Genomic DNA, 25,985 nt, shown 5'->3' on the forward strand with positions numbered 1-25,985 from the left:
GTTATCGGTCGCTAATTTCAGACTCCCAGTAGGGTGCGCTAATACCATTCAGGTCCCAAACGATTCTTCCTGCCCGCAAGGTTAATTCGGTTTCCAACCGCCGGTCTCCATCGATTTTTGTTCGCCGGATGTCCTGAAATCCAAAGTTTCCTTCCACCAGCCGGAATACCGCAATGTCCGCTTCGGCTCCCACGTCCAGGTTTCCCAAATCCTCCCGGTTGATCACTTGAGCAGGCATCCAGGTGGCTCGTTCGATGACCTCTTCCAGGCTTAGTCCCATGTTCATAAACTTGGACAAGAGATTGGCCATGTCCTTAAATCCGCCATTCATGCTGTCTTTGTGCAGGTCTGAGCTGATCACATTCGGTAAAAAGCCCTGCTCTATGGCGGGGATGGCTTGCCGAAATGAAAACGCACCACCGCCATGACCCACGTCGAAGCGGATTCCCCGTTTCTGCGCCTCGAAAATAAACGGCTTTACTTTCAGCTGTTCGTCTACAATGGTCTCCCGGTTGGCGGGCCCGTAGGAAAACGTGTGGGTGAAAATATCGCCGGGACGCAGGTGCTCCATAAATAAAGATTCAATGGAATTGGGGGGTTGGTGCTCGCCAAAATCAACCATCACGGGTACTTGGGCCAGCTTACCTGCTTCTACTGCTAGGTCCACCTGGGTGAAATCTCCCCAATAATGAGCGGATTTAATGCCTACCAGTATATCTGGATACAAACGGCGAATCATGTTCGCTGTCATGGTCGGATTCATGTCCATGACATCCTGTTCTTCGTATCTGCCGTACATGCCCGTGCCCACGATATTCAGAAAGGCCAGTACCCGTGTTTGTGATCGATCGATGGTTTGTTTTTTAAACTGGCGGAAATTTCGCCATCCGGAGGATCCGGCATCGACCACCGTAGTGACGCCAGACCGGAAGGTAAACCCGTCCGGTGGCAGGCTGGTCAGGCCATTGGCGATGTAAGAATCGGTGTCGGTCCCGTGAAATACATGCACGTGCATATCCACCAGGCCGGGTGTAAGGTACAATCCTTCAATGTCCAGAACTTTTTTTGCCTGATTTGCCGGAATATTTTTTTCGACTTTTACGATCGTCTTGCCGATGATCGCCAGGTCCATCGGTTCGTTGATCCCGTTTTTGGGATCTAATACATGGCCTCCCTTAAGCAAGAGGTCAATTTCCTGAGAAAGGGCTGGGGCCCATGCAACTAGCAGACAGGCAAAAAGTGCAAGCAGGCGACGTCTCAGGGACTCGATAGAGCAGATGGATGCGTTCAAGGAGAAATGGGTTTTGGGTGTAACAAGCAATTACCTGTGGAATTCCTAATAGGAAGTACGGAAATATTGCAAAAAAAAATGTTTTAACAAAGCGGTATTCCATAAATGGACCGGCAAAAGGAACTTTCGCTTTGTATTGAGGATAAAAATAGTCAATTTAACGGCGTTCTAACCAAAGCATGTCCCGTCCTCGTATGAACGCAACAAACAATACACCCCAAAATAACCTTTTACAAAAAATTTGGCTTTGGATGCTTGGGATCGGGCCTGGAATTTTCTGCATTGGCTACACGGTTGGTACCGGCAGTGTAACTTCCATGGCAAAAGCCGGCAGCCAGTTTGGGATGCAACTGCTTTGGGTATTGGTGCTCAGTTGTGTGTTTTCCTGGGTGTTGATGGAGGCCTATGGACGGTATGCGGTCATTACCGGTCAGACCTCCATTTACAGCTTCAAAACCAAACTGAAGGGGGGCAAGTTGATTTCCATTCTTGTGGTAGGAGGCATCATTCTGGCTCAGTGGAATTCCCTGTCGGGTATCCTGGGTTTGAGTGCCAATGCCATCTATGAAATGGTTGTGTTGTTTTTTCCGGGGGTTTCGGGAGACTCGTATTGGGCGGTGCTTGGCATCGCCATCGGATTGATCGTATTGATGTATGCCTTGCTGCTGGTGGGACAATATTCATTTTTCGAAAAGGTGCTGATCGTGTTTGTGACGGTCATGGGGATTTCCTTCATCATATCCATGTTCGTGGTACTGCCGGATCCGGGCCAGATATTTGCCGGGCTTGTGCCTTCCGTGCCGGATGTAGCGGACGGAAAGCTCCTGGTAGCGGCCTTTGTGGGGACCACCATGGCAGCTCCTACCTTCGTGGTTCGGCCTCTCTTGATGAAAGGAAAAGGCTGGGGCCCTGCCCATACGGCAGAACAATCCAAAGACGCGTGGATCAGTGCACTGCTGATGCTGGTAATCAACCTGTCAATCATGGCAGCGGCTACCGGAGCATTGTATGCGGAAGGCAAGACCATCGAAAAGGTGATGGACATGGTGTACACCCTGGAGCCGGTGGCAGGGAAGTTTGCCGTGGCCTTATTTATGACCGGAGCACTGAGTGCCGGTCTTTCCTCGGTTTTCCCCATTCTGATGGTGGCGCCACTTCTAGTCGCGGATTACAAGGAAGGCGAGCTGGACACCCGTTCTCCCAGGTTTAAAGTGCTAACCGGTATTGCCTGCCTGGTTGGTCTTACCGTACCCATCCTCGGGGCAAATCCCATTTTTGCCCAAATAGTAACCCAGGTGGCGGCGGTCTTCGTCTTGCCCCTGGTGATTGCCTGCATGCTATACCTTATCAACCAAAAGAAGCTGATGGGCGACCACCGTGCAGGCATCTGGCTCAACTTCGGCCTGGTAGCGGCCCTGGTCTTTGCCTGTATGATTTCCTACACGGGGTATTTGGCGTTGATGGAACTGGTGAAAGGCTAATGCCCGCTTGTTAGCGGAGATCGGAGCGCTGGGCGGCTACCTCTTCAGGCAGGACTGCATCGGCCTGATTGCCGAAATTTTGCCGGATAAAGGTCAATACGCTGGCGATTTGTGCGTCATCAAGGAACCCATGGGCTGGCATGACGTTATCGTATCGTTCGCCATTTACTTCTATTTCACCTTCCAGTCCCTGAAGCACGATACCTATCAGGCGTTCTTTGTCTCCGGTCACCCAGTGGGTCTGGTGAAGCCCGGGAATTCTTCCACTCGCTCCTTTTCCGTCCCGTTGATGGCAGGGAGCACAATAGGTTGTGTAGACTTGGTTCCCCTTGGGTTGTTGTCCCCGATCCAGGTTGTCTTTTTCGGGATCAGGTCTGCGGATGTTGGGCTGTAGCTTTTGCTCCTCCATGGCTGCAAGCTGCGACTCAGCAAAACGGTTTTTGTTGCCGGTATACAGAATGCGCCAGATTCGTCCCTTGTTTGAATCCGAGATGTAGAGCGAACCGTCTGGACCTTCGGCAAGTCCCATGGGACGGAATTCGGCATCACTCACATTGACAATGGGATTGGTTCCGGCAAATCCATTGGCGAAGACCTCCCAGTCGCCGGTGGCTTGTCCGTTTTCAAAAGGCACAAAGGCTACAAAATAGCCGGACTGTGGATAGGGAGCTCGGTTGGTAGAGCCGTGAAAGGCTACAAAAGCCCCTCCCTTGTATCGGTCCGGGAATTGATCGCCTTTGTAGAAGAGTAAATCGTTGGGCGCCCAGTGCCCGGGGAATCCCATGACCGGATCATCCATGCCTTCACACCTGCCTGTGATTTTACCGTCTCCTCCGTATTCGGGGGCCAGCACCTTTTCTCCTTGCAGGTGGTCATAATAGCAATAAGGCCACCCGTAATCTCCCCCCTCTCTTACCCGGATAAATTCCTCCGAAGGCAAAACCGCGCTTTCCCAGGGGGTAAATGTTTCCGGATACAGCAGATGTAGGTTGTCTCTGCCATGCATGACCAGGTACAACTGTTCGTCCACAGGATGGTAATCCATGGCTACCACGCTGCGAATACCGGTCGCATACAATTCACCGTCTTTCTGTGTCATTCCCAGTTTGTCCTTGGGAAATTTCCAAACCCCGCCGTGTTCGATAAGTTCGGGACAGGGGTCCAGCCCGGAGGAGCCGGGTATGCCACCAGGTTTGTTCACCAGGTCCTGGCAGGCATTGGAGGGGCTACCGAAGGGGACGTAGAGGTTGCCTTCTTTGTCAAAGGACATCGGTTTGGTGATGTGCCAATGAATCCCGTGTTCGTGGTCATCGGTCAGCACCACCTCCATGGGGCTATCCGGAACCAGTTTTCCAGGCTCAAGTCGGCTGCGGTACACCACCCTTGCGGCGCTGTAGTAGAGGTAGCCCTCGTGAATTCGCATGCCGTTGGCCAGGCTCCCTTCGTCTTTGTATGCACCGAAATAGCGGATGATATCTGCTTTTCCGTCTCCGGTGGTATCCCGAAGTGCCACGTTGCTACCGGTCTCTTTTGCATACCGCAGTTTTACATAAATGTCCCCATTATCATTGACAGCAAGATGCCTCCCCCGCCCGATGCTATCTACTACGACCAGGGCGCCAAATCCTTCCGGAAGCGTAAGTCCGCCATTGTCCGCATCTGCGATTGGAAGCGGGGCCTGGCAGGAGGAAACACAAAAAGTAAGGAGTGCCAGGCTGAAGAAAAAACAATAACAACTGGAAAGTGAGTGATTCATAGCTTCGTAGCAAATTTTTGGGGATAATTAGTAAAAAATGCGCAGGAATACAATAGAAGGTTATGCGAAATGCTAAAAATTGGAATAATCCAATAAAGACGCGGCGTTTTTGAATGGCTATTCGTTTTTAGTATCGAAATAAAATGCAAGGTTTTACTGAAAAAATCGCCTATAATATCTATTAAAAGTGACTTGACTTAATGAAAATAGTTAAAGAGTTAGGCGATTGCTTTGACTTTTTTTTCAAATGAAGTGTGCACAAAGATTAAAAAAATTATTTCAAAGGTGATTCGGTTGCTTGTCAATTAAATTTTACTTAATATTAGCCCCAAAATCACCCCGAGCTAGCCAGCCTATCAGACCTTATTGTGTAAGATTTGTGTGAAAATCAAATTCTCAAGAATAAGAATGATACAAAAAACTACAAATTAAAAGGTAATTGTTTTCGGAGCGTTTCCGGAAGGGTACTGTCGATTTCCGACAGTGACGGTTATAGTTAAACTATTGGAACACATTCCAACATCCAATTCAATCAATTGTTTATTTACTTATGAAAAGAAGTTTACTAGTTTTATTTCTGGCCTTGTTTGCCTTTCAAGGCATGGCTCAGGAACGAACGGTCACGGGAACCGTGACCGATGCAGATGCGGACGCCCCCTTGCCGGGAGTCAGCATATTGATCAAAGGGACCAATACAGGTACCATCACGGACATTGATGGACAATACAGCATCAGTGTGCCTGGTTCAGGGGCTACCTTGGTGTTTTCCTATTTGGGTTATGGGCAGCAGGAAAGGGCCGTTGGAAACAACAGCCAGATAAATGTTTCCCTGGCTGCGGAAGAATCGGCACTATCCGAGGTGGTGGTGACGGCATTTGGTCTGGAAAGAGAAAAGAAAGCGCTTACCTACACGGTGCAGGACGTTAAAACAGAGGAGCTATCTCAAGCTCGGGAATTGAACGTAATGAACTCCCTTTCCGGGAAGGTAGCAGGTTTGTCCATCAACCGATCCGGTAGTGGTGTAGGATCTCCTACACGTGTTATTCTGAGAGGAAACCGGTCGATAACCGGTAACAGCCAGCCGCTTTACATTGTGGACGGTGTGCCTGCCGCCGGTATCGAAAATCTGAATCCAGACGATATTGAAAGCATCAACGTACTGAAAGGACCAAACGCAGCTGCCTTGTACGGTAGCCGTGCCAACAACGGTGCGATTGTGGTAAATACCAAACGTGGACGTGAAGGTGGATTTCAAGTCAATGTGAACACTTCGTACATGTTCGACACGCCCATATTGCTTACTAATTTCCAAAACGAATTTGGACAAGGAAGTGGAGGCGTATACTCGCCAGCGTCGGAGTTTTCCTGGGGTCCAAGATTGGACGGCTCTTCTGTTGCTTTTTGGTCACCGGATCCAAATGCAGCAATCCAGAACTATCCGTTCTCTCCACAGCCAAATAACGTGAGTGATTTCTACCAAACCGGTCACAACTTTGCTACCACGCTAACCGTCAGTGGAGGAAATGAAAAGAATCAGACGTATTTTTCCTACACCTTTAATGATGCTGCCGGCGTTGTTCCGGGAAATGCGCTCGGAAGGCATAGTGTAAACTTACGACTTACAAACAAGCTGACGGATCGGTTGACCTTGGATTCGAAGATAAACTATATCAAACAAGACATCGATAATCAGTTAACCCAGGGTGAAAATTACTCCAACCCCACCCGACATATTCTACGACTCCCGCGAAATATTCGGACCGAAGATATATCCAACTTCGAATTCGTAAACGAGGCAGGACTGTTGCGACAAAATTATTTCAATCCAGGCTCCAACGGTGGTGCCAACCCTTATTGGGCGGCAAATCGCAATTTGCGTAGAAATACCCTGGATCGAATCATCGCATTTACTTCGTTGAACTATGAACTGGCAGAGGGGCTAAACGTGCTTGCTCGGGCAGCCTTAGATCGGTCTACTGGAGATAGCGAGGAAAAGTTGTGGGCAGATTCGTACATCATCGCTCAGGGCGGAAGGTACTCTGTAGGCTTTTCTGAGAGCATGGAGATCAACACGGATTTCTTGATTACCTATGAGAAGTCACTCAATCAGGACTGGTATTTCAATGTCAATGCCGGAGGAAACGCGCGAATCAACCGAAATTCCGGGCTTAATTCCAACACCGGTCCTCAGTTAACGATTCCCAACTTCTTTGCGTTGAGCAATACGCAGCAAGTGCTTTCTTCGCACAACGTAGGTGCTCCAAGGAATGTAAATTCCCTGTATGGTTTTGGCCAGCTGGCGTGGAAAAACTCCATCTTTTTGGATATTACTGCCAGAAATGACTGGTCATCCACCTTGCCTCGTGCCAACTGGTCCTTCTTCTATCCCTCTGTGGGTTTGAACGCGGTCCTTTCTGACCTGATCGTATTCCCAGAGTGGTTCACCTTTGCTAAAGTAAGGGGTTCCTTCGCAGAAGTGGGTAACGATACAAACCCTTATCAATTGCAGCGTACGGCTTCTCTGGCTGCCGGTGGATTGGGTGGATACCTATCGTTGAGCACCACGCTTCCCAACGAGAACCTCCTTCCAGAGACCACTCAATCCATTGAAATCGGAGCCGATTTACGCTTCCTTGACAATCGAATTGGTTTGGATTTCACGTACTATAAGACAAATTCCTTCAACCAGTTGTTTACCGTTGCGCTGCCGGTTGGTTCTGGGGCTTCCCAGTTTTTCACTAACGGAGGAAACGTACAGAATACCGGTGTAGAGACCGTCCTGACATTGACTCCGGTTCGCAAATCGGATTTCAACTGGGATATCTCTATGAATTTTGCCAGAAACATTCCGTTAGTAGTTGAAATCAACGACGAACGACCAAGCATACAGGTTGGAGGGGATTTTCTTAGAAGGTACCGGGTGGAGGAAGGCAGACCATTTGGAGAAGTGTACTCCAGGGGATACCTTCGGGACGACCAGGGTAGAGTCATCGTAGGGTCCAATGGGATTCCACGTACCACTCCGGGATTTACCGTGAATGTAGCCAATTACAATCCAAGATGGCTGGGAGGAATTCAAAATTCATTTACCTACAAAAACTTCCGGGCTAACTTTACCATTGACTTCCGGGAAGGTGGAAGCATTGCCTCACTTACCAATGCGATCATCTATGCAGACGGTGTGACCGAGGAGACGCTTGAAGGAAGAGAAGGAGGTTTGATATTTGGTGAGAATTTTATGACTCACGAGACTGCAGTGCTTGAATCGGGAGAACCCAACAATATTCCTATCACTGCAGAGCAGTTCTGGGTAAACATGGGCGGTCGAAATGCCCCTATTGGCGAGGTTTTCTCTTATTCTGCCACCAACATACGGATGAGAGAGGCTGTAATCGGTTATACCATTCCTTCGAGCAAACTGGGAAATCTGCCCATTCGTTCGCTGGGTATTAACTTTGTTGCCCGAAACTTGTTCTTCTTCTTGAACGAGGCTGGGAACATTGATCCCGATGTGACCGTTGGAACCGGAGCTGCTGCAGAAGGGTTTGATTCCTTTGGTCCTCCAACTGCAAGGTCGTATGGCTTCAATCTTAATATTGGACTCTAAAAACATTAATTTCAAGACTATGAAAATATTTAAAATATCTTTAGGGATTGTTTTCTCTATCGCGGTCTTTGTGTCCTGTACCGAAGATTTTGAGGAAATCAATACGCCCCCTAATGCGATTATTGCGTCGAATGTAGACGCAGGACTGTTGGGGCAAGCATTTGCCAACGCCCAAATGAGGTCCATGAGAGGTGCGCCGGGTGGAGGAGCAGGTGGTTTTCAGCTTGCACAAAGTTTGTTTGCAGACATCTATTCTCAGTATTTCGCCAATACCGCGACAAACTTTGATTCCGATCGGCACATCCAGGTAGGTGGCTGGTCAAATGGTGTGTGGAATTATTTCTACCAGCAGGCGGCTCCTTTGCTTCAGTTTGTAGTGGACTTCACCGAAGAGAATGGAATGGAGGTTGAGAATGCCATTGGACGTGTTTTAAAGGTGCATGCGTACCAACGTCACACCGACTATTGGGGACCGATCATCTACTCCGAATTCGGTAATGGAGAGACCAGTGTAAACTACGATACGCAGGAATCTGTGTACCGAGATTTTTTCAACCAGTTGGATATCGCAGTGAATGCACTGAAGGCAAATCCGGGAGCAAGGGCTTTTGTAGGCCACGACCAGGTCTACGCAGGCAATGCCGACCAATGGCTTACCTTTGCGAATTCCCTACGCCTTCGGGTAGCCATGCGGGTGAAATACGTAGATCCAGCCTTGGCGAAAGCAGAAGCCGAAAAGGCTGTAGCCGATGGGGTGATGATGAGCAATGCTGAAAATGCGGCTGTATTGACCACGCCTTTCTCCAGACACCCGTATTGGACGATCACCAACTGGGGTGAATTCCGGATGAGCGCATTGATGGAGAGTATCCTTTCCGGATACGAAGATCCCCGCATGCAAATCTATTTCAGCCCAACCGATGATTACACTACTTCTGGGGAAGGAAAACCGTACAGAGGGGTTAGAAATGGACTTCCACGTGCCGACCTGGATCAGGGAGCACTTAACCGGGCCTTTTCCGATATGGGCGTTCGCTGGCTGAATGAAGTCCGGGGCGGAAGTGCCTCTGGACCCGAGTTCCGTATGATGTGCGCTGCCGAAGTGTACTTCTTGCGTGCCGAGGGCGCATTGGAAGGATGGGCCATGGGCGGTACCGCAAAAGAACTTTACGAGAAAGGTATCGAAATGTCCATGACCGAAGAGCGAATTGGTGCTACTCCAGAACAAGTCGCAGCATACACCGCGAGTATGAGCATGCCGGCTCCCGTCGTGTATCCGGAAAACTCCGCCTGGAACCTGCCTGCATCATCAGACATTCCGGTCGCTTTTCTTGAAAATGGAGACATGGAAAGCCAGCTTGAGCAAATCATCACGCAGAAATGGATTGCGATCTATCCAGATGGCTGGGAAGCCTGGACCGAACTTAGAAGAACCGGTTATCCTGATCCTTATCCTCGCGTTGCTTCGGATAACGTAGACGTACCGAGGGATGAAATTATGGCACGATTGATTTTCGTGGAGGGTGAGTACAATAGCAATCGCGCTGCCGTTGAAGCGGCTACGCAGCTGCCGGAGTTGACTTCCAGAGGAGGCGACACCAATGCTACCCGCCTGTGGTGGGATGCCAAGCAGAATAAGCCTTGGTAATCAACCACCCGATAATGCATACTAGTTTAAAAAGTGCCGCACATCGCGGCACTTTTTTACTTTCCATTCAATGATGTAGGTTATGGCGAAGCGAATTTGGATTTTATTTGTAGGACTGCTCGTACTGGCAGGCATTTCCTGTACCAAAGAGGATCCCAATGCGGTTTTTACGGAGCTACCATCCAGCAAAACCAACATTGTTTTCAAAAACCTGGTACGTGAGTCGGATGCATTCAATGTGTTGACGTACGGGTACTTTTACCAGGGCGGGGGAGTGGCTGTTGGTGATATCAACGGAGATAGCTTGCCCGATATATACTTTACCGGAAACATGATGGCCAGCAAATTGTACCTGAACAAGGGCGATTTTTCTTTTACGGACATTACCGAATCGGCCGGTGTAGCTGCGGCAGGCCTTTGGAATACCGGCACCACGATGGCGGATGTGAATGGAGACGGTTTGCTGGATATTTATATTTGCCGATCCGCTGCAAACGACCCCAATAACCGGAGAAACTTACTTTTTATCAATCAGGGTGACCTGACCTTCGAGGAGCAGGGAGCGGCATACGGGCTGGATGATCCTGGATACGCTACCCAGGCCTCGTTTTTTGACTACGACAATGATGGCGACCTGGACCTGTTCCTGCTAAACCATTCGACCCAGGAGTACGCCGGATTCAGCAGGATAGATGGTTCCTTTAAACGAAAGACCGGCAATTTTTTAGGCGACAAATTGTATCGAAACGATGGGGGTAAATTTACTGACGTTAGCCGCGAAAGTGGCATCATCGGCAACGTCTTGGGATTCGGGTTGGCGGTCACGGTAACCGATTTCAACGATGACGGCTGGCTTGATATTTATGTTAGCAACGATTACAACGAAGAGGACTATTTGTATGTGAACCAACAAGATGGAACGTTTAAGGAAAGTGTTCGGGAATACATGGGGCATGTTTCGCTTTTTTCTATGGGAGCAGATGCTGCCGATATGAACAATGACCTGCGTCCGGATTTCCTGACCATGGACATGATGCCGGAATTTAATTACAACCAAAAAACAATATTGGGCCCGGAAAATTACGACAAATACCGGGAGCTACTGGCAAAGGGCTTTCATGCCCAAACCATGCGCAACATGTTTCATCTCAATCAAGGCGCGGGTAAGTTTGCAGAAATCGGGCAATATGCCGGCATTGCCCACACCGATTGGAGTTGGGCAGTTTTGGCTGCGGACTTCGATAACGATGGCTGGAAGGACATCTTTGTCAGCAATGGCTACGCCAGGAATTACCTGGACATGGACTTTTTGAACTACATGGTGAGCGAACGGATGAAGTCCAATCAAAATGAAAAGGAAGAAGCCCTGATTGACTTGATCGATAAAATGCCACCGATATACGTACAGAACTACCTGTACCAAAATCAGGGCGACCTAACCTTTGTCAACAAGGCTCAGGAATGGGGCCTGCAGCGGGAAACCGTATCCAATGCGGCGGCTTATGCCGATTTGGATGGAGACGGAGATCTGGACCTCATTGTCTGCCATACGAATGAGCCTGTCAGTATTTACCGCAACAATAGCGAGCGGCTTTTTGATCGAACCTTTTTGAAAGTACGGTTGCAGGGCAGCGGGCAAAACACAAGCGGCATAGGAGCCAAAGTGCGGATACATGCGGGCGAAAAGCATTGGCAACAGGAATTAATTCCTACGCGGGGGTATCAGTCCTCGGTGGATCACGAGCTAGTGTTTGGTCTCGGGAACACCGGGCAAATTGACAGTCTGGAAGTGTTTTGGCCAGGGGGATATTATCAGGTGTTGCAGAATCTCCCTGTAAACCAAACCCTGCATCTGGATCAACGAAATGCAGGGGAAGAACCTCCTGCCGACGCCGAAGGCAAGGCGCTGTTTGAAACCGTGGAGGATGCGTTGGGAATTGATTTCATTCATCAGGAAAGTCCCTTTCTTGATTTCATCCAAGATCGGCTCATGCCGAATACCCTTTCGGCCCTCGGACCCAAATTAACGATTGGCGATGTTACCGGTGACGGTTTAGAGGATCTGTACGTAGGAGGAGGAATGGACCAGCCCGGGCAACTTTTCAGGCAATTGGCGGATGGTTCCTTTCGTGAGCTTCCTCAGCTGGCCTTTGATGCGGATCGAGCCCGGATCGATACCGATGCGGCCTTTATCGATGTCACCGGCAACGGTTACCTGGATTTGTACGTGGTCAGTGGTGGTAATGATTATCCGGCGGGAGACCAGCGGTATGGGGACCGCCTTTACCTGAACGACGGCCAGGGTAATTTCACTGCCAGTCCCTCGTCGCTTCCGGATATACGCGTCAGCGGAAGTGTCGTGCAGGTAGGCGACCTGGACAACGATGGCTTGGCAGATCTTTTCGTGGGCGGACGCTATGTTCCGGGTAGTTTCCCAAAAGCTCCCAGGAGCTACCTGCTGCGAAATAAGGGGGACGGAACCTTTGTTGATATGACCGAACGTTTTTGTGCCGCTCTGTTTCAGCCTGGCTTGATTTCCGATGCCCAATTGCTTGACCTGAATGGGGACGGTCTGCCTGACCTGGTACTTACGGGGGAGTGGTTGACCCCCCAGGTATACCTCAACCAGGGAGGGAATTCGCTGGAGTACCTACCGGATGCCATGCCCGAGGGAGTATCGGGCTGGTGGAAGCACCTTGCGGCTGCTGACCTGGATGGGGATTGGGACATGGATCTGATTATGGGAAATCAGGGCGAAAACAATCCGTACACGAGCAGCGAAGAGCGGCCCATGCGGCTGGTTTATAAAGATTTCGATGGGAATGGGTCTGTAGACCCTCTATTTACCTATTACATGGCTGATACCAGTGTTTTTGCGTTTAGCAGGGATGAATTTCTTGGTCAACTCCCCTCGTTTAAGGGGAAGTTTTCGGATTACCGTAGCTTCGCAAAGACTCCGGTTGCTGATTTTTTTACCGCGGAACAAATTCAGGGAGCGGACACCCTGCTCACAGCCTCCTTGCAATCCGGGTATTTTATGAATGATGGAAACGCTAGCTTCCGCTTTGTTCCCTTTCCACGGGAAGCGCAGTTTGCTCCCATGTACGCTACGGAACTGCTGGACGTGAATGGAGACGGGCATCTCGACCTGCTTACCGGAGGTAACCTGACAAAGACACGGGTGAGCTTTGGGCAACAGGATGCCAATAACGGGTATGTATTGTTGGGAGACGGAAGGGGAGGTTTCAAAACCTTGGATGCAGCAGCTACCGGGATATTTGTTCGGGGGGATGTTCGGGACATACAGGTGATCCGCATTCAGGGGGATCCTTATGTAGTATATTCGCTCAATAATGGACGATTGAAGGTATATGCTCTCAATCTCTAGCAGAAGGAGGATGCTTGTGCCAAAAGGAAGCAAGGATGGATCCAGTAATGTTTTGCAATACGCTGAAAACCGCTGGGGCCAGGCCCAGGGTAGCCAATTTGCCCATTTCTTTTGCCAGCCCACCGGCCATCCCTCCGTTTTGCAGGCCTACCTCGAGGGCAATGGTTCGGCTATCGCGCTCGTCCAGTCCGGACAATCTGGCTGCCCAATAGCCGAGATTGTACCCAAGCAGGTTGTGTACCAGAACGACGAATACCAGCAATGCCCCGATTTCCAACAAATTATCTCTTCCGGATGCGGTGATGAGGACAATGACCATAGCGATGACAAGCATGGATGCCGTGGGCATTATTCGTTGGAGCCACCTGGCCCGGTCGTGCAAGAGCCGGTTGAAGAGCAAACCGCCAGCTATTGGGAATAGCACCAGTTTCAGGATGCTCCATACCATGTCCCACACGTTGATTTCGATAAAAGATCCAGCCAGCCAACTCATCAGAAACGGGGTGGTAAGCGGAGCCAATAGTGTGGATAGGGCAGTGATGGTAATGGATAATGCGAGGTTTGCCCGGGCCAAAAAACTAATGACGTTCGAAGCGACCCCACTTGGAGAACACCCAACCAAAATCACTCCAGCTGCGATTTCCGTTGGTAGACCCGCCCAAAGGGCGATGAGCAGTCCCGATAATGGCATGATGGTAAGCTGACAAGCCAGTCCGACAAATACGCCTTTGGGCATCTTGATGACTGCGGCGAAATCCTTAACGGTCATGGAGCTGCCCATACCAAACATGATAAACTGAAGGAGTGGAATGATTAGCTGGCTGAGAGGGTAGCCCTGATAGGATACAAAAGGGCTCGGATACAGCAGCGCAAGCGTAGCTGCTGTCAGGATCATCAGCGTGTATAGGTATCCTCTCAGCGAGGGGTGCAGGTAAAAAGCCAGCCCCGTCAGTACCAGGGAAGACAAGAGCAGTACTTGTGCTCGATCAGTACTTCCGGCAGAAAAAAGATAGGCAGCGATTACCAGTCCGAGGCCGGATAGGGTCAGTAAGAGTCGGACAACTTTTCGTGGAGTCAAACGTGAAAGCTGCACGCGTTAGCTGGGTGAATCTTCTTTGGGCGGTTTTCGGTGCCAGTAGGAAGCGAGCACCGATCCGGTAATATTCATCAAGGGTCCGAAAACAGCCGGTGCAAGACCAATGGTAGCTATTTTCCCCATTTCCTTGGCCAGTCCGGAGGCGAGTCCCCCATTTTGCATGCCCACCTCGAGCGCTACGGTACGCGCATCTCTTTCGGAAAGACCTAGCCATTTGCTAAACCAAAAACCCAGGTTGTAGCCCATGATGTTGTGGATAAATACCAGAATAATCAGAAGTCCGCCGATATCCAGCAGGCTGTCTCGTCCAGCTGCGGTGATGATCACGATGATCACGCCGATGCCGATCATGGATACCAGGGGCATGGCGTCATCCAGCCATTTTGCTTTGCCACTCAGGAAGCGGTTAAATACGAGTCCGGCACCTATGGGGATGATGACCATTTTAATGATGCTCCACATCATGTCCAGCACGTCGATTGCCACAAACTCCCCGGCGAGGAATTTCATCAGCAAGGGGGTCATGAATGGCGCCAACAGGGTAGAAATGGCCGTAATGGTGATGGATAGGGCGAGATTGGCTTTTGCCAGATAGCTCATTACGTTCGAAGCAAGGCCACTGGGGGAACAGCCGATGAGGATTAGTCCGGCAGCAATTTCCGGAGGAAAATTACTGAGCGTAGCGAGGATAAAACCCAATACGGGCATGATGGTAAATTGCGAAAGCAAACCCACAAATACACCCTTGGGCATTTTGGCCACCCCGGCAAAATCCTTGACCGACATGGAGGTGCCCATCCCAAACATGATGATCTGAATCAGGGGCGTGATCAGGTTGCTGTAGGCATAGCCCTTGTATTCCACGAAGTACTCGGGGTAGTACATGGCGGCCGTCACGCCCGCGAAGATCATGGTGGTATAGGTGAATCCCTTAAGCTGCGCAAACCCGCGGAAGCCAATACCCAGGAGGGCGAAGAAAAGAATCAGCACCGGACCGGCGGTCGCGATTTTTCCTGCGAAAAGAAGGATAAAAACCAGGAGCAGGCATACAAGTCCCGCTCCAATGAAGTAGGTAAAAATACGTTCTTTTTTCAAGGGCTCTGGGTTTTTGGGTGGATTCAGAAGAGCGTGTAGCGATTATATGTAAGCAATGCAATCCATTTCTACCAGGGAGTCACCCGGAACACCTCCATAGGTGGCTACCGTGGTTCTAACTGGTGGCTTGCTCCCGAATCTTCCTCTAAATACTTCATTCATCCCCTTATAATCGGCAAGGTCGTGCAGGTATACGTTTACTTTCAACACTTTTTCCATGGAACTGCCTGCTTTGACCAATTCCTTTTCCAACTCTTTCAATACATGGTCGGTGTGGGCTTTGATATCGCCTTCAAAATGTGCGCCTTTGCCGGCAATAAATACGGTATTCCCGAGTTTGGTTGCCCCGGAAAACAGGGGGACGTCCTGTTCCTCAGTGATGCTAAAAGCTTCCTTTTCGGGGGCAGCTGATGATTTGGCATGAGCAACGGTCCCGAGGCCGGCAAATCCAGCAAGAGAGGCAAACAATTTCTTTAGCGTGGTTCTTCGTTTCAGTTTTTCCATGATTGAATATGGGGATTGATTTTTGTGTAAACAATAAAACCACGGAATATATACCAATATATTTTTTTCTCCAAATGCTTCTCTGGCAAGATCCCACGCAGTCTTGTCAGCGGGAGCTATTTCGGTTGAAAAAGTGCCTCTAAAGTTATAGTCCTCCTGGTGTAGCGTTGAAATGTTCCGGTTCTTATCAATTTTTTCTTAATTTTTGTGTACATTCGTTTGGAACCGGATGGCACCGATAAAGGGAGTAACCAACCGTTTCCTGCAAACCAATCTGTTTATCTTTATCTATGGTAATGTACCGATCCGTTACACGTAGCCTTCGCTGGTACCCCATTTTTACTTTGGTGGTTGTACTGGCCTGTAGCCCAAACAAGAACGTAGAAAAAACGACCGTTATGGAAGAGAAAGAAGTTGTCTACCAAAGCAAGCCCTTTACTACCGGAAATGAATTCACGACCGGTATAGAGGGGCCAGCAGTGGATAGGGAGGGAAACCTGTATGTGGTTAATTTCGAAAAGGAGGGAACGATTGGGAAGGTTACTCCGGATGGTGAGGTAGCTTTGTTTGTGACGCTTCCCGAGGGAAGCACGGGCAATGGCATCCGGTTTACCTCAGCAGGGGAAATGCTTATTGCGGATTACACGGGTCACAATGTACTCCGTGTGGACATGGATACGCGGGAAATATCGGTATATGCTCACCAGGACGCGCTAAATCAGCCAAACGATCTGGCCATTATGGATAACGACATCGTATTTGCCAGTGATCCGAATTGGAAAGAGAGTACCGGTCAGATCTGGCGTGTAGGGCTTGACGGAGAGTTTGTACTGCTGGAGTCCGGGATGGGCACCACCAATGGGATTGAAGTGAGCCCTGATAATCGTACGTTATATGTCAACGAGTCGGTTCAGCGTACGGTTTGGGCCTACGATTTGACAGATGCCGGCGAAATTTCAAACAAGCGGCTGATTCATCAATTCGATGATTTTGGTATGGACGGTATGCGGGTAGACACCGAGGGAAACCTTTATGTTACCCGACATGGCAAAGGAACAGTGGCCAAATTGTCACCTAGGGGAGAATTACTTGAGGAGATTACCGTTTCGGGGAAAAAGCCATCCAACATCGCATTTGGCGGCCCTGACGGAAAAACAGCCTATGTCACCTTACAGGATAATGGAAACATTGACTGGTTTCGGGTAGAGAAGCCCGGAAGATCTTTTGGTAGATAGCGCGCTATCGGTTTTTTTTTATAAATCCAATGCGAATGATTGCTCGGCCTGAGGAAGACAATCGATGGTCCAAGGTATTAAATGCCTGTGAAATTGGTGCGTGGGAAGTTGATCCGGATCAGCGATTATTGCATGTCAACCCTGTTTGTGCCGAGATTCTTGGATTTTCAGGAGATCAGTCCTTTTCCCTGGAAGAGGCATTCAAGCTATTTGCCCCTCCTTTCGGCCGTATTTTTTCCAGAAATATGGAAAGGGTATTGGCGAGCAAGCAAGCATTTGATGAAACATTGGTGTTGACTTCCGGCAGTTGGGTGCGGATGAAAGGAAGGGCGCTAGTCCAGGCAGAGCCGCCAGAAGCGTATTGCTTTTGTGGAAGTCTCGAGTTATTAAGTCATTCTGCCCGGCAGTCCTACATGCATTTTTCTCCGGATTCTGGGGATCTTTACCGGCATCTGTTTCAGGAGAACCCCATGCCCATGTTCATTTGGGAGGTGGAAACACAGTCCCTCATCGATTGCAATCGACATGCCTTATTGAAATATGGATACAGCCGGGAGGAATTTTTGCGGCTTAGCATCCAGGACATCTGTCCGGGAGAAGAGAGTTGGCGACCCGAAGCAGTAGAGAAAACCGGTCGGCAGGCAAAGGTCGACCAGAAAGTGTGGAGCCACCGAAACAAAGCAGGAAAAGTCCTTTGGGTGGAGGTGACCAGGCACCTCGTAGAAATCGATGGAAAAAAGTGTTCCATGGAATTGATTAATGACATAACCGACCGTAGGGACGCTGAGGAGCAGTTACTGGCCAGCTTGAAAGAGCTATCCGATTACCGGTTTGCCTTGGATGCCTCCTGCCTCGTAATGATCCTGGGAAAGGAAAAGGAGGTAGTGTATCTCAACCAGAAATTTCAGAAGATTTCCGGATTTGATACAAAAAGTATCGAGCAGGCCTCGCTCAAGATTCTGTACCAGGAAAGTGACCGGGACCTGATTGCCAGCTGCTGGGAGACAGTGATGTCAGGGAATATCTGGCGGGGCGAATTGAGGGGCAGAAAGCGCAACGGGGGTAGTTTTTGGGCAGATACCGTGGTGATACCCTTTCGGGATCAACAGGGCAGCGTGTATCAATTCATTTGGGTGGGTTACGACATTACCCAGAAAAAGCAGGTGGACGAGGCCCTGGCCAAAGAACGATCCCTGCTGCGGGCAATAATTGACAATTTACCCATTCAGATTTATGTAAAGGATGTGTACGGTCGTCACATTATTAATAATAAGTGCCAGTACATGGACCTGTTGGGGGCCAAAACGGAATGGGAAACCTTAGGTAAAACGGTTTTCGACTATTTTCCACAGGATATCGCCGCCGGTATGGATGCCTACGACCGGCGAATACTTGAAGATGGCGTATCGGTCATGAATGTGGAGGAATTTTACCTGGATCGGGAGGGAAAACAAGTCTGGTTGCTTACCAATAAGGTTCCATTAAAAGATTCCAAAGGAAAGGTCGTGGGATTGGTTGGCATGTCCCGGGACGTGACCGACCGCAAGATTAGAGAGGAAAACCTAAACAACTTAAACGCGGAATTAAAGAAAAAGGCACGGGAGTTGGAACGTTCCAATCAGGAGTTGGAGCAGTTTGCATACATTGCCTCGCACGATTTGCAGGAACCGCTTCGAATGATTACAGGATTTTTGGGTCTTTTGGAAAAGCGCTACGAATCGGTTTTGGACGAAAAAGGGAAGGAGTTTATATTTTATGCCGTGGATGGAGCCACGCGTATGAAAAACATTATCATGGACCTTTTGGCCTATTCCAGGGTAGGTCGGATAGAGGAAAAAGTTAAGGATTTGGCAATAGCAGATGTGGTCACAAACATCCTAAGGCTTCACAAGGAACTTATTCAACAGAAACAGGCAGAAATAACGCTGGGCGTCTTTCCAGTGCTACGCGTACCCGTTGCTCCCATCCAACAAGTGTTTCATAACCTTATCAGCAATGCGCTTAAATACCAGGACCCGGGAAATGTGCCGAAAATCTTCATAGGAGCAGAAGAAAAGGAGGATTGCTGGCAGTTTTGTGTACGTGACAACGGAACCGGAATTCCCGAGGGTTCACAGGGTCGGGTCTTTCAGTTATTTTCAAGGCTACATCCGAAGGATCAATTTGCGGGTTCCGGGATTGGCTTGGCCATGAGTAAAAAAATCATAGAGAACATTGGAGGGAAGATTGGTTTCCGGTCGGAGGTTGGTAAGGGAAGTACCTTTTATTTCACCGTACCCAAAACCATTCGCTGACGGGATTTCGCCAAAAGATGGAAATTCTTGCCGATTTTCCAAAGCTAATTCTTAGAAAAGTTATTTATTGATAGGATTTAATTTTAATATTGATTTAATTCAATTAAATTGTTTTTAATAGTGTCGTTCAAAACAAGTAGATGTACAGCAATAAGTCATGCAGCCAACTAGCTTAGGCAACAGCTAGCTTTCCTGCATAGTTTTTTTTAGAATAGAATGGTAAAGGATCAGGAAGGATATCACATTTTGTTGGTTGAGGATAATCTGGGAGATGTACTGCTGATAGAGGAGTACCTCCATGAGAAAATACTCAACCTGGAATTAACAGTAGCCAATACTTTTCAGGAAGCAAAGGAAAAATTGGAGGAGCCAGACTTTTTTCTGGATGCCATCATCCTTGATCTTACGCTACCTGATTTGCAGGGGCAGGCGCTGATTTTAAAAATTAGAGAATTGGCCGGAGATGTAAGTCTTTTGGTACTGACGGGTTATTCGAATATTGAGTTTGGCATGAAGTCGCTGGCCCTTGGCGTCTCGGATTATATACTGAAGGACGAGTTGTCTCCCACGTCCCTGTACAAAAGCATCGTGTATAGCATTGGGAGGTATAAAATCTCACGACAATTAAAAGAGTCGGAGAAACGCTACAAGGAGTTGTTTCATCTGAGTCCACAACCCATGTACCTATATGCACTGGAATCACTCAATTTTTTGGATGTAAATAAGGCAGCGATCGATCATTATGGTTATTCCAAACAGGAGTTTTTAACAATGACGCTTCGGGATATTCGCCCAAAAGAAGAAGTTTCCCGATTGGAAAGCGTTATTGCGGGCATTAGAGAAGGGAAACCGGCCTTGCCTGGACCTAAGATTTTTAAACACCGGAAGAAAAACGGAGAAATCATCTCCGTTGAGATCAAGAGCAATGTCATCGATTATCAAGGGGTCCGCGCGGAAGTAGTGCTTGCCAATGACATTACGGAGCGGATGAAGTACATTCATGCCATTGAGGATCAAAACAAACGCCTGCAAGAAATCGCCTGGATGCAATCCCACGTAGTCAGGGCTCCTCTGGCCAGATTAATGAGTTTGGTAATGGCCATGGAAAGCCTGGAAAAGGACTTTGGGAGGGATAATTTTCGAAAAATGATTCTGGATTCAGCAGAGGAGTTGGACGAAATTATCCGTGATATTGTAAATAAGACCGATAAGGTAAGCCTCAAGGAAAAGAATGAGGGGTAGCGTTTTTGGATAATGAGAGCCCCTTACGCTGGTTTCTTAGCAGCGGGAGTAAGAAGCGGAAATCTCAGGCTACGATGAAATCCAGGTCTATAGGTAACCTTCCTGGAAACGTTTCGGATTTTACAGATTTGGTTGTATCCCTACGTATCTTTTTTAAAAAAAAGCTTCTCCGGTTATCCAGGGAAGCTTTTTTAGAACAACAATAGAGAATACTTTTATTGAATAAGGTCCTGAGCAGCCCGTCCGTTGAAGTCGTACACCACTTGCCCACCCTTAATGGTCATTTCACATTCAAGCCTTTGGTTGGTAGCCAGTTTCTGTCCGGTACGATCCCATACGCCAAACTCTCCTTCCCGCAGGTGTAATAACGCAATATCGGCGATGGCACCTTCTGAGAGGTGTCCCAGTTCGGTTCGCTTTATTACTTTGGCAGGTTCCCAGGTACTGGCAGCAATTACATGGGGTAATTTCATGCCCATCGCCATAAACGTGGTCATCACGTTTAGCATGTCTTTCATGGCCGCATTCATACTGCCCGTGTGAAGATCTGTACTGATCGTATTGGGATATAGACCGGCAGCGAGGGCAGGAATGGCCTGCTTGAATTCAAAGCTCGCTCCCCCATATCCCACATCGAAAACAATGCCTCTTTTTTGCGCGTCCAAAACGAAAGGTTCAAATTTACGGGTTTCCCGATTGACAACCGTTTCCCGGGAGCCATTCAGTTCCGCATAGGTGTGCGTATAGATGTCACCTGGGCGCAACCTTTCGAAAAAGAGTTCGCGGATGGAGAGCGGTTCAAACTCGGTAGAGCCTCCAAAATCCACGATCACAGGCATGTCGGCAATCCTACCCGCTTCGACGGCCCGATCAATGGGAATCCAATCCCTACTGCCGTAATGGGCCACTTTAAATCCAACTACGTGTTGTCGGTTTTGCCGGGCGACCATCGCGGTCAATTTCGCATCCATGTCCCCGGTATTTTGTTCCCAGGCACCACCGCGCATCCCTTCTCCCACGATGTTCATGAAAGCAAGCACACGGGTTTTACTGGGCTCGATGATATTCTTTTTAAATGTATCAAAGTTTTTCCATCCGGGCCCTCCACAGTCAACGATCGTGGTAACGCCCACGCGAAAGGTAAATCCATCCGGTGGCACTGCAAGCAGCCCGTCACTCAGGTAGTGATTGGGTTGGGTGCCATGAAAAACGTGACCGTGCATGTCGATCAGGCCGGGTGTGACGATCAGTCCTTCGGCGGGGATCACTTTTCGGGCATCTGTTGCGGGTATGGATGCAGCGACTTTGGCCACTTTTCCGTCAGTAATGGCGATATCCATCCGGGCATCAATCGTATTTTTCGGATCGATTAGCCTGCCCCCTTTGATTAAAAGGTCATAGGTCTGGGCAGAAACCATGCCACTGAAAAGTAGCAATAGGAATACACTGGCGATTCTTTGTTTCATTGGTTAAACTTTAGCGATTTGTAATTCTTCGGCAATTCGTTTTGCCACAATTTTTTCCTCCTTTGGTCGCAGCATAAACACCGTCATGCTAATGGCATGATCACCTCCACTAATTACCTCTATGGAAGGTTGTCCCATCCGAAGTTTTTCCTGCATCTGTTGCCGGGTCAGCTGTATGATAGCCGGATCCCAGGAGATTTTCAGGTAGGGGGTATGGTTGGCGATGGGCGGGACAGAAACTTCAGTAGATACGCCACTGATTTTTTCTACTTCGGCCGCTACATAGGCTACTTTATCTTCCCACTCTTTCCATTCTTTGGCATGATCTTTTTTCACGTACTCATCCAGTGCGACGTACATGCCCAGGATTTCCTCTTTGTTTACTTTCATCCCGCGGCCGATGGTGCCGCCGCGAGGAGGCGCGCTTAGGCGGGCGGCCTCAATGAGGTCTTTTCTGCCCATGAGGATACCGGCACTTTGCGGCCCCCTAATGGCCTTTCCACCCGAAACACAGACCAGGTCAAATCCCATATCGTTGTATTTCCAAAGATTTTCCACAGGAGGTACGTCTGCGGCCATGTCAATCATGGTTGGGATTTTGTGTTTTTTACCAAGTGCAACCCATTCTTCGTGGGTTATCTTTCCTGCAGGTGCCTGGTAATTTAAAAACCAAAGCATTGCTGTTTTGTCGTTTACTGCGCGGTCTACATCAGCGGCAGTTTCCACTTCTACTACGGACACTCCCGTATTGGTAATGGCATGGACGTACCCCACGTTATGGGATTTTTGAACAATTACTTCAGACTTCATTCCTTCTAAATTGGGAAGCTGTCGAATTTTCTCCCTATCCTTTCCAGTCAGAACTCCGGCTGTTCCCAATACCATGGCGGACCAGCAGCCTGCCGTGACCGTAGCGGCCTCTGCGTGGCAGATGGCTGCTATCTTTTCTCCCACTTTGTCCTGAACCTCGTCCAACATGATGTAATGGTCCGAGGAGAAGTTTATCGCTTCCATGACTTCTTTCGGCATCAGGGAGGCAGTCATGGCAGTATAGGTTCCGGCTGCATTGATGAAGCTCCGCATGCCCAGCTCCTTGACCAAATCTCTTTTTGGGGCCGCCATCGCCTCGTTGGCCATGGCACCGGATAGTGGAATTCCGCTGCCCATCACTCCGCCAATTAACGGAAGTGTACCCAGTCTCTTTAGTAATTTTCTTCTGCTTATCATTTTCTTTGTCGTTTTAATAATTCCGAGCCGGTAAAAGGCGGGCTCTGCTAAAGGCCTTAGTCTTCGACTTCTACAATCATTTCAATTTCAACCGCAATATTATTGGGTAGGGAGCCCATACCCACTGCTGAGCGGGCATGTTTTCCTCTCTCACCAAAAACTTCCACCATAAAGTCCGAAAAGCCATTCATAACACGGGGCTGTTGCGTAAAATCCGTGCTGGCATTAACCATGCCAAGGACTTTTACGATTCGTTTTACTTTATTCAAATCTCCAATTTCCGCCTTTAAGGTCGACAGTAGGGCAATGCCGGTGAGCCGGGCGGCTTCCTGTCCCTCCGTGACGGTCAATTCAGTACCCAATTTCCCTTGAACGCTGGTCCCGTCTCCCCTGCTTGGTCCGTGTCCTGAGAGAAAGACCAAATTCCCGGTACGCACAGCTCTAACAAAGTTGGCGGTAGGAGGAGAAGGTTCCCTGAGCGTAATACCCATGGCTTTTAATTTTTTTTCAGGGTCCTGTTGAGAGTAGCCCATCCAGGAAATGGTAAGAAATCCCAGTAGGAGCAGGTATTGTAGTGGCTTTTGCATGATATTATCTGTTTAATTGTTGCTTTTTGAGGATGCGGTGGTTGGTGGTGGGCCAGTGTGTCACTCGTTCCAGGCCTTGCTACCCAAACCGTTCAGGTCCCACACGATCGTCCCTGCCCGAATGGTCAATTCGGCCTGAAGTTTTTTATCTCCAGTTGCGGAGGCCCCTGAGGAGTCCAGAAAACCAAAGTTGCCGTTGTGAAGTGAAAACACCGCGATATCGGCTTCTGCCCCTTCCGAGAGGTGCCCGAGTTCTTCTCGTTGAATGACCTGAGCCGGTTTCCAGGTAGAGGCCGCAATGACCTCCTGAAGACTCATTCCCAGATTCATCATTTTGGATACCACGTTCAGCATGTCCTTCATCCCCCCGTTCATGCTTCCTGTATGCAGATCCGTACTAATGGTGTTGGGCCAGAAGCCTTGCTGGGTGGCTGGAACGGCAATGTCATAGTAGAACGAACCGCCACCGTGGCCAACATCAAATATCAATCCTTTTTCCTGAGCTTGCTCCCAATGTGGGCGAACCTGTCCATTTTCATCCAAAACTGCTTCCTTGGGACCGTGCCCGGAGTAATTGCGACCGTACATGTGCGTGAGTATATCGCCTGACCGGAGGATCTCCAAAAATAACGTAGACAGGGGCAAGGCGGGATCTGCTCCGCCAAGGTCTACCATGACCGGAATACCCGCAGACCGCCCGGCTTCCGCAGCCTTGTGATAGGGAGCCCATTCATGTCCCCTGAAGTGTGCAATCTTTACACCAATGATTTCCGGAAACTGCCGGGCTACCATTGCGGTCATTTTCGGGTCCATGTCGCTCTGATCCTGTTCGTTCGGAACTACCCCACTCATGCCTTCCCCCACAATGTTGATAAATGCCAACACCCGTGTTCGGGACCGATCGATGACCTGCTCCTTAAACGTGCGAAAATTTTTCCATCCTGCGCCGCCAGCATCGGCCACGGTCGTTACCCCCGCCCGGAAAGTAAATCCGTCCGGAGGCAGTGCCGAATAGCTGTTACTCAGGTAGCGGTGCGGCACCGTTCCATAAAAGTGGTGGCCATGAATGTCGATCAGACCCGGACTGACAATCATTCCAGACGCATCGATCGTTTTTTTCGCCGCGGTGGCATCGATCTTTTTTGCTACACGTATTATTTTTTTGTCTTTGATACCGATGTCCATCACTTCATCGCGCTGGTTTTTGGGATCGATTACGTGTCCATTTCTGATCAACAGGTCAAATTCCTGTGCGTGCAGCACCAACACGTTGCAGAAGAAAATCGCGATAAACAGCCTAAACTTTTTCATGGATTAGTCGAATATAAGGGTTCCGAAATAGTGCGGAAGGTGAAAATCGGGTCGGTGATTGACGACTTCGTTCCAGGTGAAGTAATGCGGATTACTGGTTTTACTCCCCGTTTTGTAAAAATTGGCTTTCCAGCGGACACCGGGTGCTGGCGTGCTGATGTTTCGGTATTGTTTGAGTAGTTTAAGGGGAAGTTTAAATTCGATGTACCAGGTCAGGGGCTCCTGGATTTCCGGATCGATCTTTCCTGACAGTGAATGAGCAATATCGATTTTTTCGATCTTTTTTGCATCCACAACTTCGTAAGTCTTTCTCGGAGCAGTTACATAATGAAACAGCGGCACGCCGGAGCAGTTAATTTCCAAATTAAAGTATTCCAATGGGGACCGACTATCCGGAGCAAAGAAAAACTCCACACAAGAATCCGTCGATACCGGTCCGTTTATCTCCTCTACCACGCAACGAACGTAGCGGTCTTCCACTTTAAAAATTCCATAAATATGCTGTTTATCGTAGCGCAATTTTACCTGGGTAGTCGGAGAAAAGGCTGGGTTTTCCCCCATATGCAGGGCAATTTCAGCCGCCGGCACTTCTTGCCAGACTTCTTTTTCCCAATTCGCATCAATGGGAATCGGTTTTTCGACAGATTTTACCAGGTATTCAGAAGGAGCGGGTCCGGAATGGGACATGGGTTTTTTTAGGTTGGGATTTTGAAATGTTGCAAAAGCCAGAATGAAAAGGAAGTATACAGGATTCATT

Annotated in this window: 17 protein-coding genes; 7 read left to right on the plus strand and 10 right to left on the minus strand. The window is 49.0% G+C overall.

Annotation, left to right across the window (positions count from 1 at the left end):
• Nucleotide 1 precedes the first annotated feature (1 nt).
• Complete coding sequence (locus ABWH99_RS03495; protein WP_375584922.1) at nucleotides 2–1,291, minus strand: amidohydrolase/deacetylase family metallohydrolase; 1,290 nt, start codon at nucleotides 1,289–1,291, stop codon at nucleotides 2–4.
• Nucleotides 1,292–1,542: 251 nt separating this feature from the next.
• On the opposite strand from ABWH99_RS03495, the gene ABWH99_RS03500 reads away from it, so the two are divergent.
• A complete protein-coding gene (locus ABWH99_RS03500; RefSeq protein WP_375584923.1) occupies nucleotides 1,543–2,772 on the plus strand; it encodes an Nramp family divalent metal transporter in 1,230 nt (409 codons plus the stop codon).
• 10 nt (nucleotides 2,773–2,782) lie between these two features.
• Here the strand turns inward: ABWH99_RS03500 and ABWH99_RS03505 are convergent, their stop codons facing one another.
• On the minus strand, nucleotides 2,783–4,528 hold the full coding sequence (locus ABWH99_RS03505; RefSeq protein WP_375584924.1) for a PQQ-dependent sugar dehydrogenase: 1,746 nt from the start codon (nucleotides 4,526–4,528) through the stop codon (nucleotides 2,783–2,785).
• Between the two features lie 550 nt (nucleotides 4,529–5,078).
• Between ABWH99_RS03505 and ABWH99_RS03510 the strand changes: the two genes are divergently transcribed.
• The 3 genes from ABWH99_RS03510 (at nucleotide 5,079) to ABWH99_RS03520 (ending at nucleotide 13,171) form a co-directional block, all read left to right on the plus strand.
• Nucleotides 5,079–8,135, plus strand: coding sequence for a SusC/RagA family TonB-linked outer membrane protein (locus ABWH99_RS03510; protein WP_375584925.1), 3,057 nt, complete (start codon nucleotides 5,079–5,081; stop codon nucleotides 8,133–8,135).
• Between the two features lie 19 nt (nucleotides 8,136–8,154).
• On the plus strand, nucleotides 8,155–9,783 hold the full coding sequence (locus ABWH99_RS03515; protein ID WP_375584926.1) for a SusD/RagB family nutrient-binding outer membrane lipoprotein: 1,629 nt from the start codon (nucleotides 8,155–8,157) through the stop codon (nucleotides 9,781–9,783).
• 82 nt (nucleotides 9,784–9,865) lie between these two features.
• On the plus strand, nucleotides 9,866–13,171 hold the full coding sequence (locus tag ABWH99_RS03520) for a VCBS repeat-containing protein (RefSeq protein WP_375584927.1): 3,306 nt from the start codon (nucleotides 9,866–9,868) through the stop codon (nucleotides 13,169–13,171).
• Here ABWH99_RS03520 and ABWH99_RS03525 read toward each other — a convergent pair.
• Genes ABWH99_RS03525 through ABWH99_RS03535 form a run of 3 tightly spaced genes read right to left on the minus strand, consistent with a single transcriptional unit; the run spans nucleotide 13,161 to nucleotide 15,866 of the window.
• Nucleotides 13,161–14,264 carry a bile acid:sodium symporter family protein gene (locus tag ABWH99_RS03525; protein WP_375584928.1) on the minus strand — a complete coding sequence of 368 codons (1,104 nt, stop codon included), beginning with the start codon at nucleotides 14,262–14,264 and terminating at the stop codon, nucleotides 13,161–13,163. The genes ABWH99_RS03520 and ABWH99_RS03525 overlap by 11 nt on opposite strands.
• A gap of 3 nt (nucleotides 14,265–14,267) precedes the next feature.
• Nucleotides 14,268–15,362 (minus strand): bile acid:sodium symporter family protein, encoded by a 1,095-nt coding sequence (locus ABWH99_RS03530; protein ID WP_375584929.1) that lies wholly within the window; start codon nucleotides 15,360–15,362, stop codon nucleotides 14,268–14,270.
• Nucleotides 15,363–15,404: 42 nt separating this feature from the next.
• Nucleotides 15,405–15,866 (minus strand): RidA family protein, encoded by a 462-nt coding sequence (locus ABWH99_RS03535; protein WP_375584930.1) that lies wholly within the window; start codon nucleotides 15,864–15,866, stop codon nucleotides 15,405–15,407.
• A 398-nt stretch (nucleotides 15,867–16,264) separates the two neighbouring features.
• Here ABWH99_RS03535 and ABWH99_RS03540 point away from each other — a divergent pair, with 398 nt between their 5' ends.
• From ABWH99_RS03540 to ABWH99_RS03550, 3 genes are all read left to right on the plus strand, one after another.
• The gene (locus tag ABWH99_RS03540) at nucleotides 16,265–17,101 is read left to right on the plus strand and encodes an SMP-30/gluconolactonase/LRE family protein (RefSeq protein ID WP_375584931.1); all 837 of its coding nucleotides are present in this window, start codon (nucleotides 16,265–16,267) and stop codon (nucleotides 17,099–17,101) included.
• A gap of 35 nt (nucleotides 17,102–17,136) precedes the next feature.
• A complete protein-coding gene (locus tag ABWH99_RS03545) occupies nucleotides 17,137–19,395 on the plus strand; it encodes a PAS domain S-box protein (RefSeq protein ID WP_375584932.1) in 2,259 nt (752 codons plus the stop codon).
• Nucleotides 19,396–19,611: 216 nt separating this feature from the next.
• Nucleotides 19,612–20,637, plus strand: coding sequence for a PAS domain S-box protein (locus ABWH99_RS03550; protein ID WP_375584933.1), 1,026 nt, complete (start codon nucleotides 19,612–19,614; stop codon nucleotides 20,635–20,637).
• Nucleotides 20,638–20,852: 215 nt separating this feature from the next.
• Here the strand turns inward: ABWH99_RS03550 and ABWH99_RS03555 are convergent, their stop codons facing one another.
• From ABWH99_RS03555 to ABWH99_RS03575, 5 genes are read right to left on the minus strand one after another with little or no spacing between them, the layout of a single operon-like run.
• Entirely contained in the window at nucleotides 20,853–22,103 is a 1,251-nt protein-coding gene (locus ABWH99_RS03555; RefSeq protein WP_375584934.1) for an amidohydrolase/deacetylase family metallohydrolase, read from the minus strand.
• Nucleotides 22,104–22,106: 3 nt separating this feature from the next.
• Nucleotides 22,107–23,330 (minus strand): aminotransferase class V-fold PLP-dependent enzyme, encoded by a 1,224-nt coding sequence (locus ABWH99_RS03560; protein WP_375584935.1) that lies wholly within the window; start codon nucleotides 23,328–23,330, stop codon nucleotides 22,107–22,109.
• Nucleotides 23,331–23,386: 56 nt separating this feature from the next.
• Nucleotides 23,387–23,917 carry a RidA family protein gene (locus tag ABWH99_RS03565; RefSeq protein ID WP_375584936.1) on the minus strand — a complete coding sequence of 177 codons (531 nt, stop codon included), beginning with the start codon at nucleotides 23,915–23,917 and terminating at the stop codon, nucleotides 23,387–23,389.
• A 60-nt stretch (nucleotides 23,918–23,977) separates the two neighbouring features.
• Nucleotides 23,978–25,228: an amidohydrolase/deacetylase family metallohydrolase gene (locus ABWH99_RS03570; protein WP_375584937.1), complete on the minus strand. Its 1,251-nt coding sequence runs from the start codon at nucleotides 25,226–25,228 to the stop codon at nucleotides 23,978–23,980.
• A 3-nt stretch (nucleotides 25,229–25,231) separates the two neighbouring features.
• Nucleotides 25,232–25,915, minus strand: a complete 684-nt coding sequence (locus tag ABWH99_RS03575) for a carbohydrate-binding family 9-like protein (RefSeq protein ID WP_375584938.1) — start codon at nucleotides 25,913–25,915, stop codon at nucleotides 25,232–25,234.
• Nucleotides 25,916–25,985: the final 70 nt, after the last annotated feature.

This window comes from Cyclobacterium xiamenense, from assembly GCF_042140265.1.
Lineage (GTDB): Bacteria > Bacteroidota > Bacteroidia > Cytophagales > Cyclobacteriaceae > Cyclobacterium > Cyclobacterium xiamenense_A.

What these genes read in the sequence shown, in the direction of transcription:
- ABWH99_RS03510 (WP_375584925.1), top strand. Translation starts at nt 5,079, where the DNA reads ATGAAAAGAAGTTTACTAGTTTTATTTCTGGCCTTGTTTGCCTTTCAA.
- ABWH99_RS03505 (WP_375584924.1), bottom strand. Translation starts at nt 4,528, where the DNA reads ATGAATCACTCACTTTCCAGTTGTTATTGTTTTTTCTTCAGCCTGGCA.
- ABWH99_RS03550 (WP_375584933.1), top strand. Translation starts at nt 19,612, where the DNA reads ATGGTAAAGGATCAGGAAGGATATCACATTTTGTTGGTTGAGGATAAT.
- ABWH99_RS03555 (WP_375584934.1), bottom strand. Translation starts at nt 22,103, where the DNA reads ATGAAACAAAGAATCGCCAGTGTATTCCTATTGCTACTTTTCAGTGGC.
- ABWH99_RS03545 (WP_375584932.1), top strand. Translation starts at nt 17,137, where the DNA reads ATGATTGCTCGGCCTGAGGAAGACAATCGATGGTCCAAGGTATTAAAT.
- ABWH99_RS03575 (WP_375584938.1), bottom strand. Translation starts at nt 25,915, where the DNA reads ATGTCCCATTCCGGACCCGCTCCTTCTGAATACCTGGTAAAATCTGTC.
- ABWH99_RS03500 (WP_375584923.1), top strand. Translation starts at nt 1,543, where the DNA reads ATGCTTGGGATCGGGCCTGGAATTTTCTGCATTGGCTACACGGTTGGT.
- ABWH99_RS03515 (WP_375584926.1), top strand. Translation starts at nt 8,155, where the DNA reads ATGAAAATATTTAAAATATCTTTAGGGATTGTTTTCTCTATCGCGGTC.
- ABWH99_RS03570 (WP_375584937.1), bottom strand. Translation starts at nt 25,228, where the DNA reads ATGAAAAAGTTTAGGCTGTTTATCGCGATTTTCTTCTGCAACGTGTTG.
- ABWH99_RS03560 (WP_375584935.1), bottom strand. Translation starts at nt 23,330, where the DNA reads ATGATAAGCAGAAGAAAATTACTAAAGAGACTGGGTACACTTCCGTTA.
- ABWH99_RS03535 (WP_375584930.1), bottom strand. Translation starts at nt 15,866, where the DNA reads ATGGAAAAACTGAAACGAAGAACCACGCTAAAGAAATTGTTTGCCTCT.
- ABWH99_RS03520 (WP_375584927.1), top strand. Translation starts at nt 9,866, where the DNA reads ATGGCGAAGCGAATTTGGATTTTATTTGTAGGACTGCTCGTACTGGCA.
- ABWH99_RS03540 (WP_375584931.1), top strand. Translation starts at nt 16,265, where the DNA reads ATGGAAGAGAAAGAAGTTGTCTACCAAAGCAAGCCCTTTACTACCGGA.
- ABWH99_RS03565 (WP_375584936.1), bottom strand. Translation starts at nt 23,917, where the DNA reads ATGCAAAAGCCACTACAATACCTGCTCCTACTGGGATTTCTTACCATT.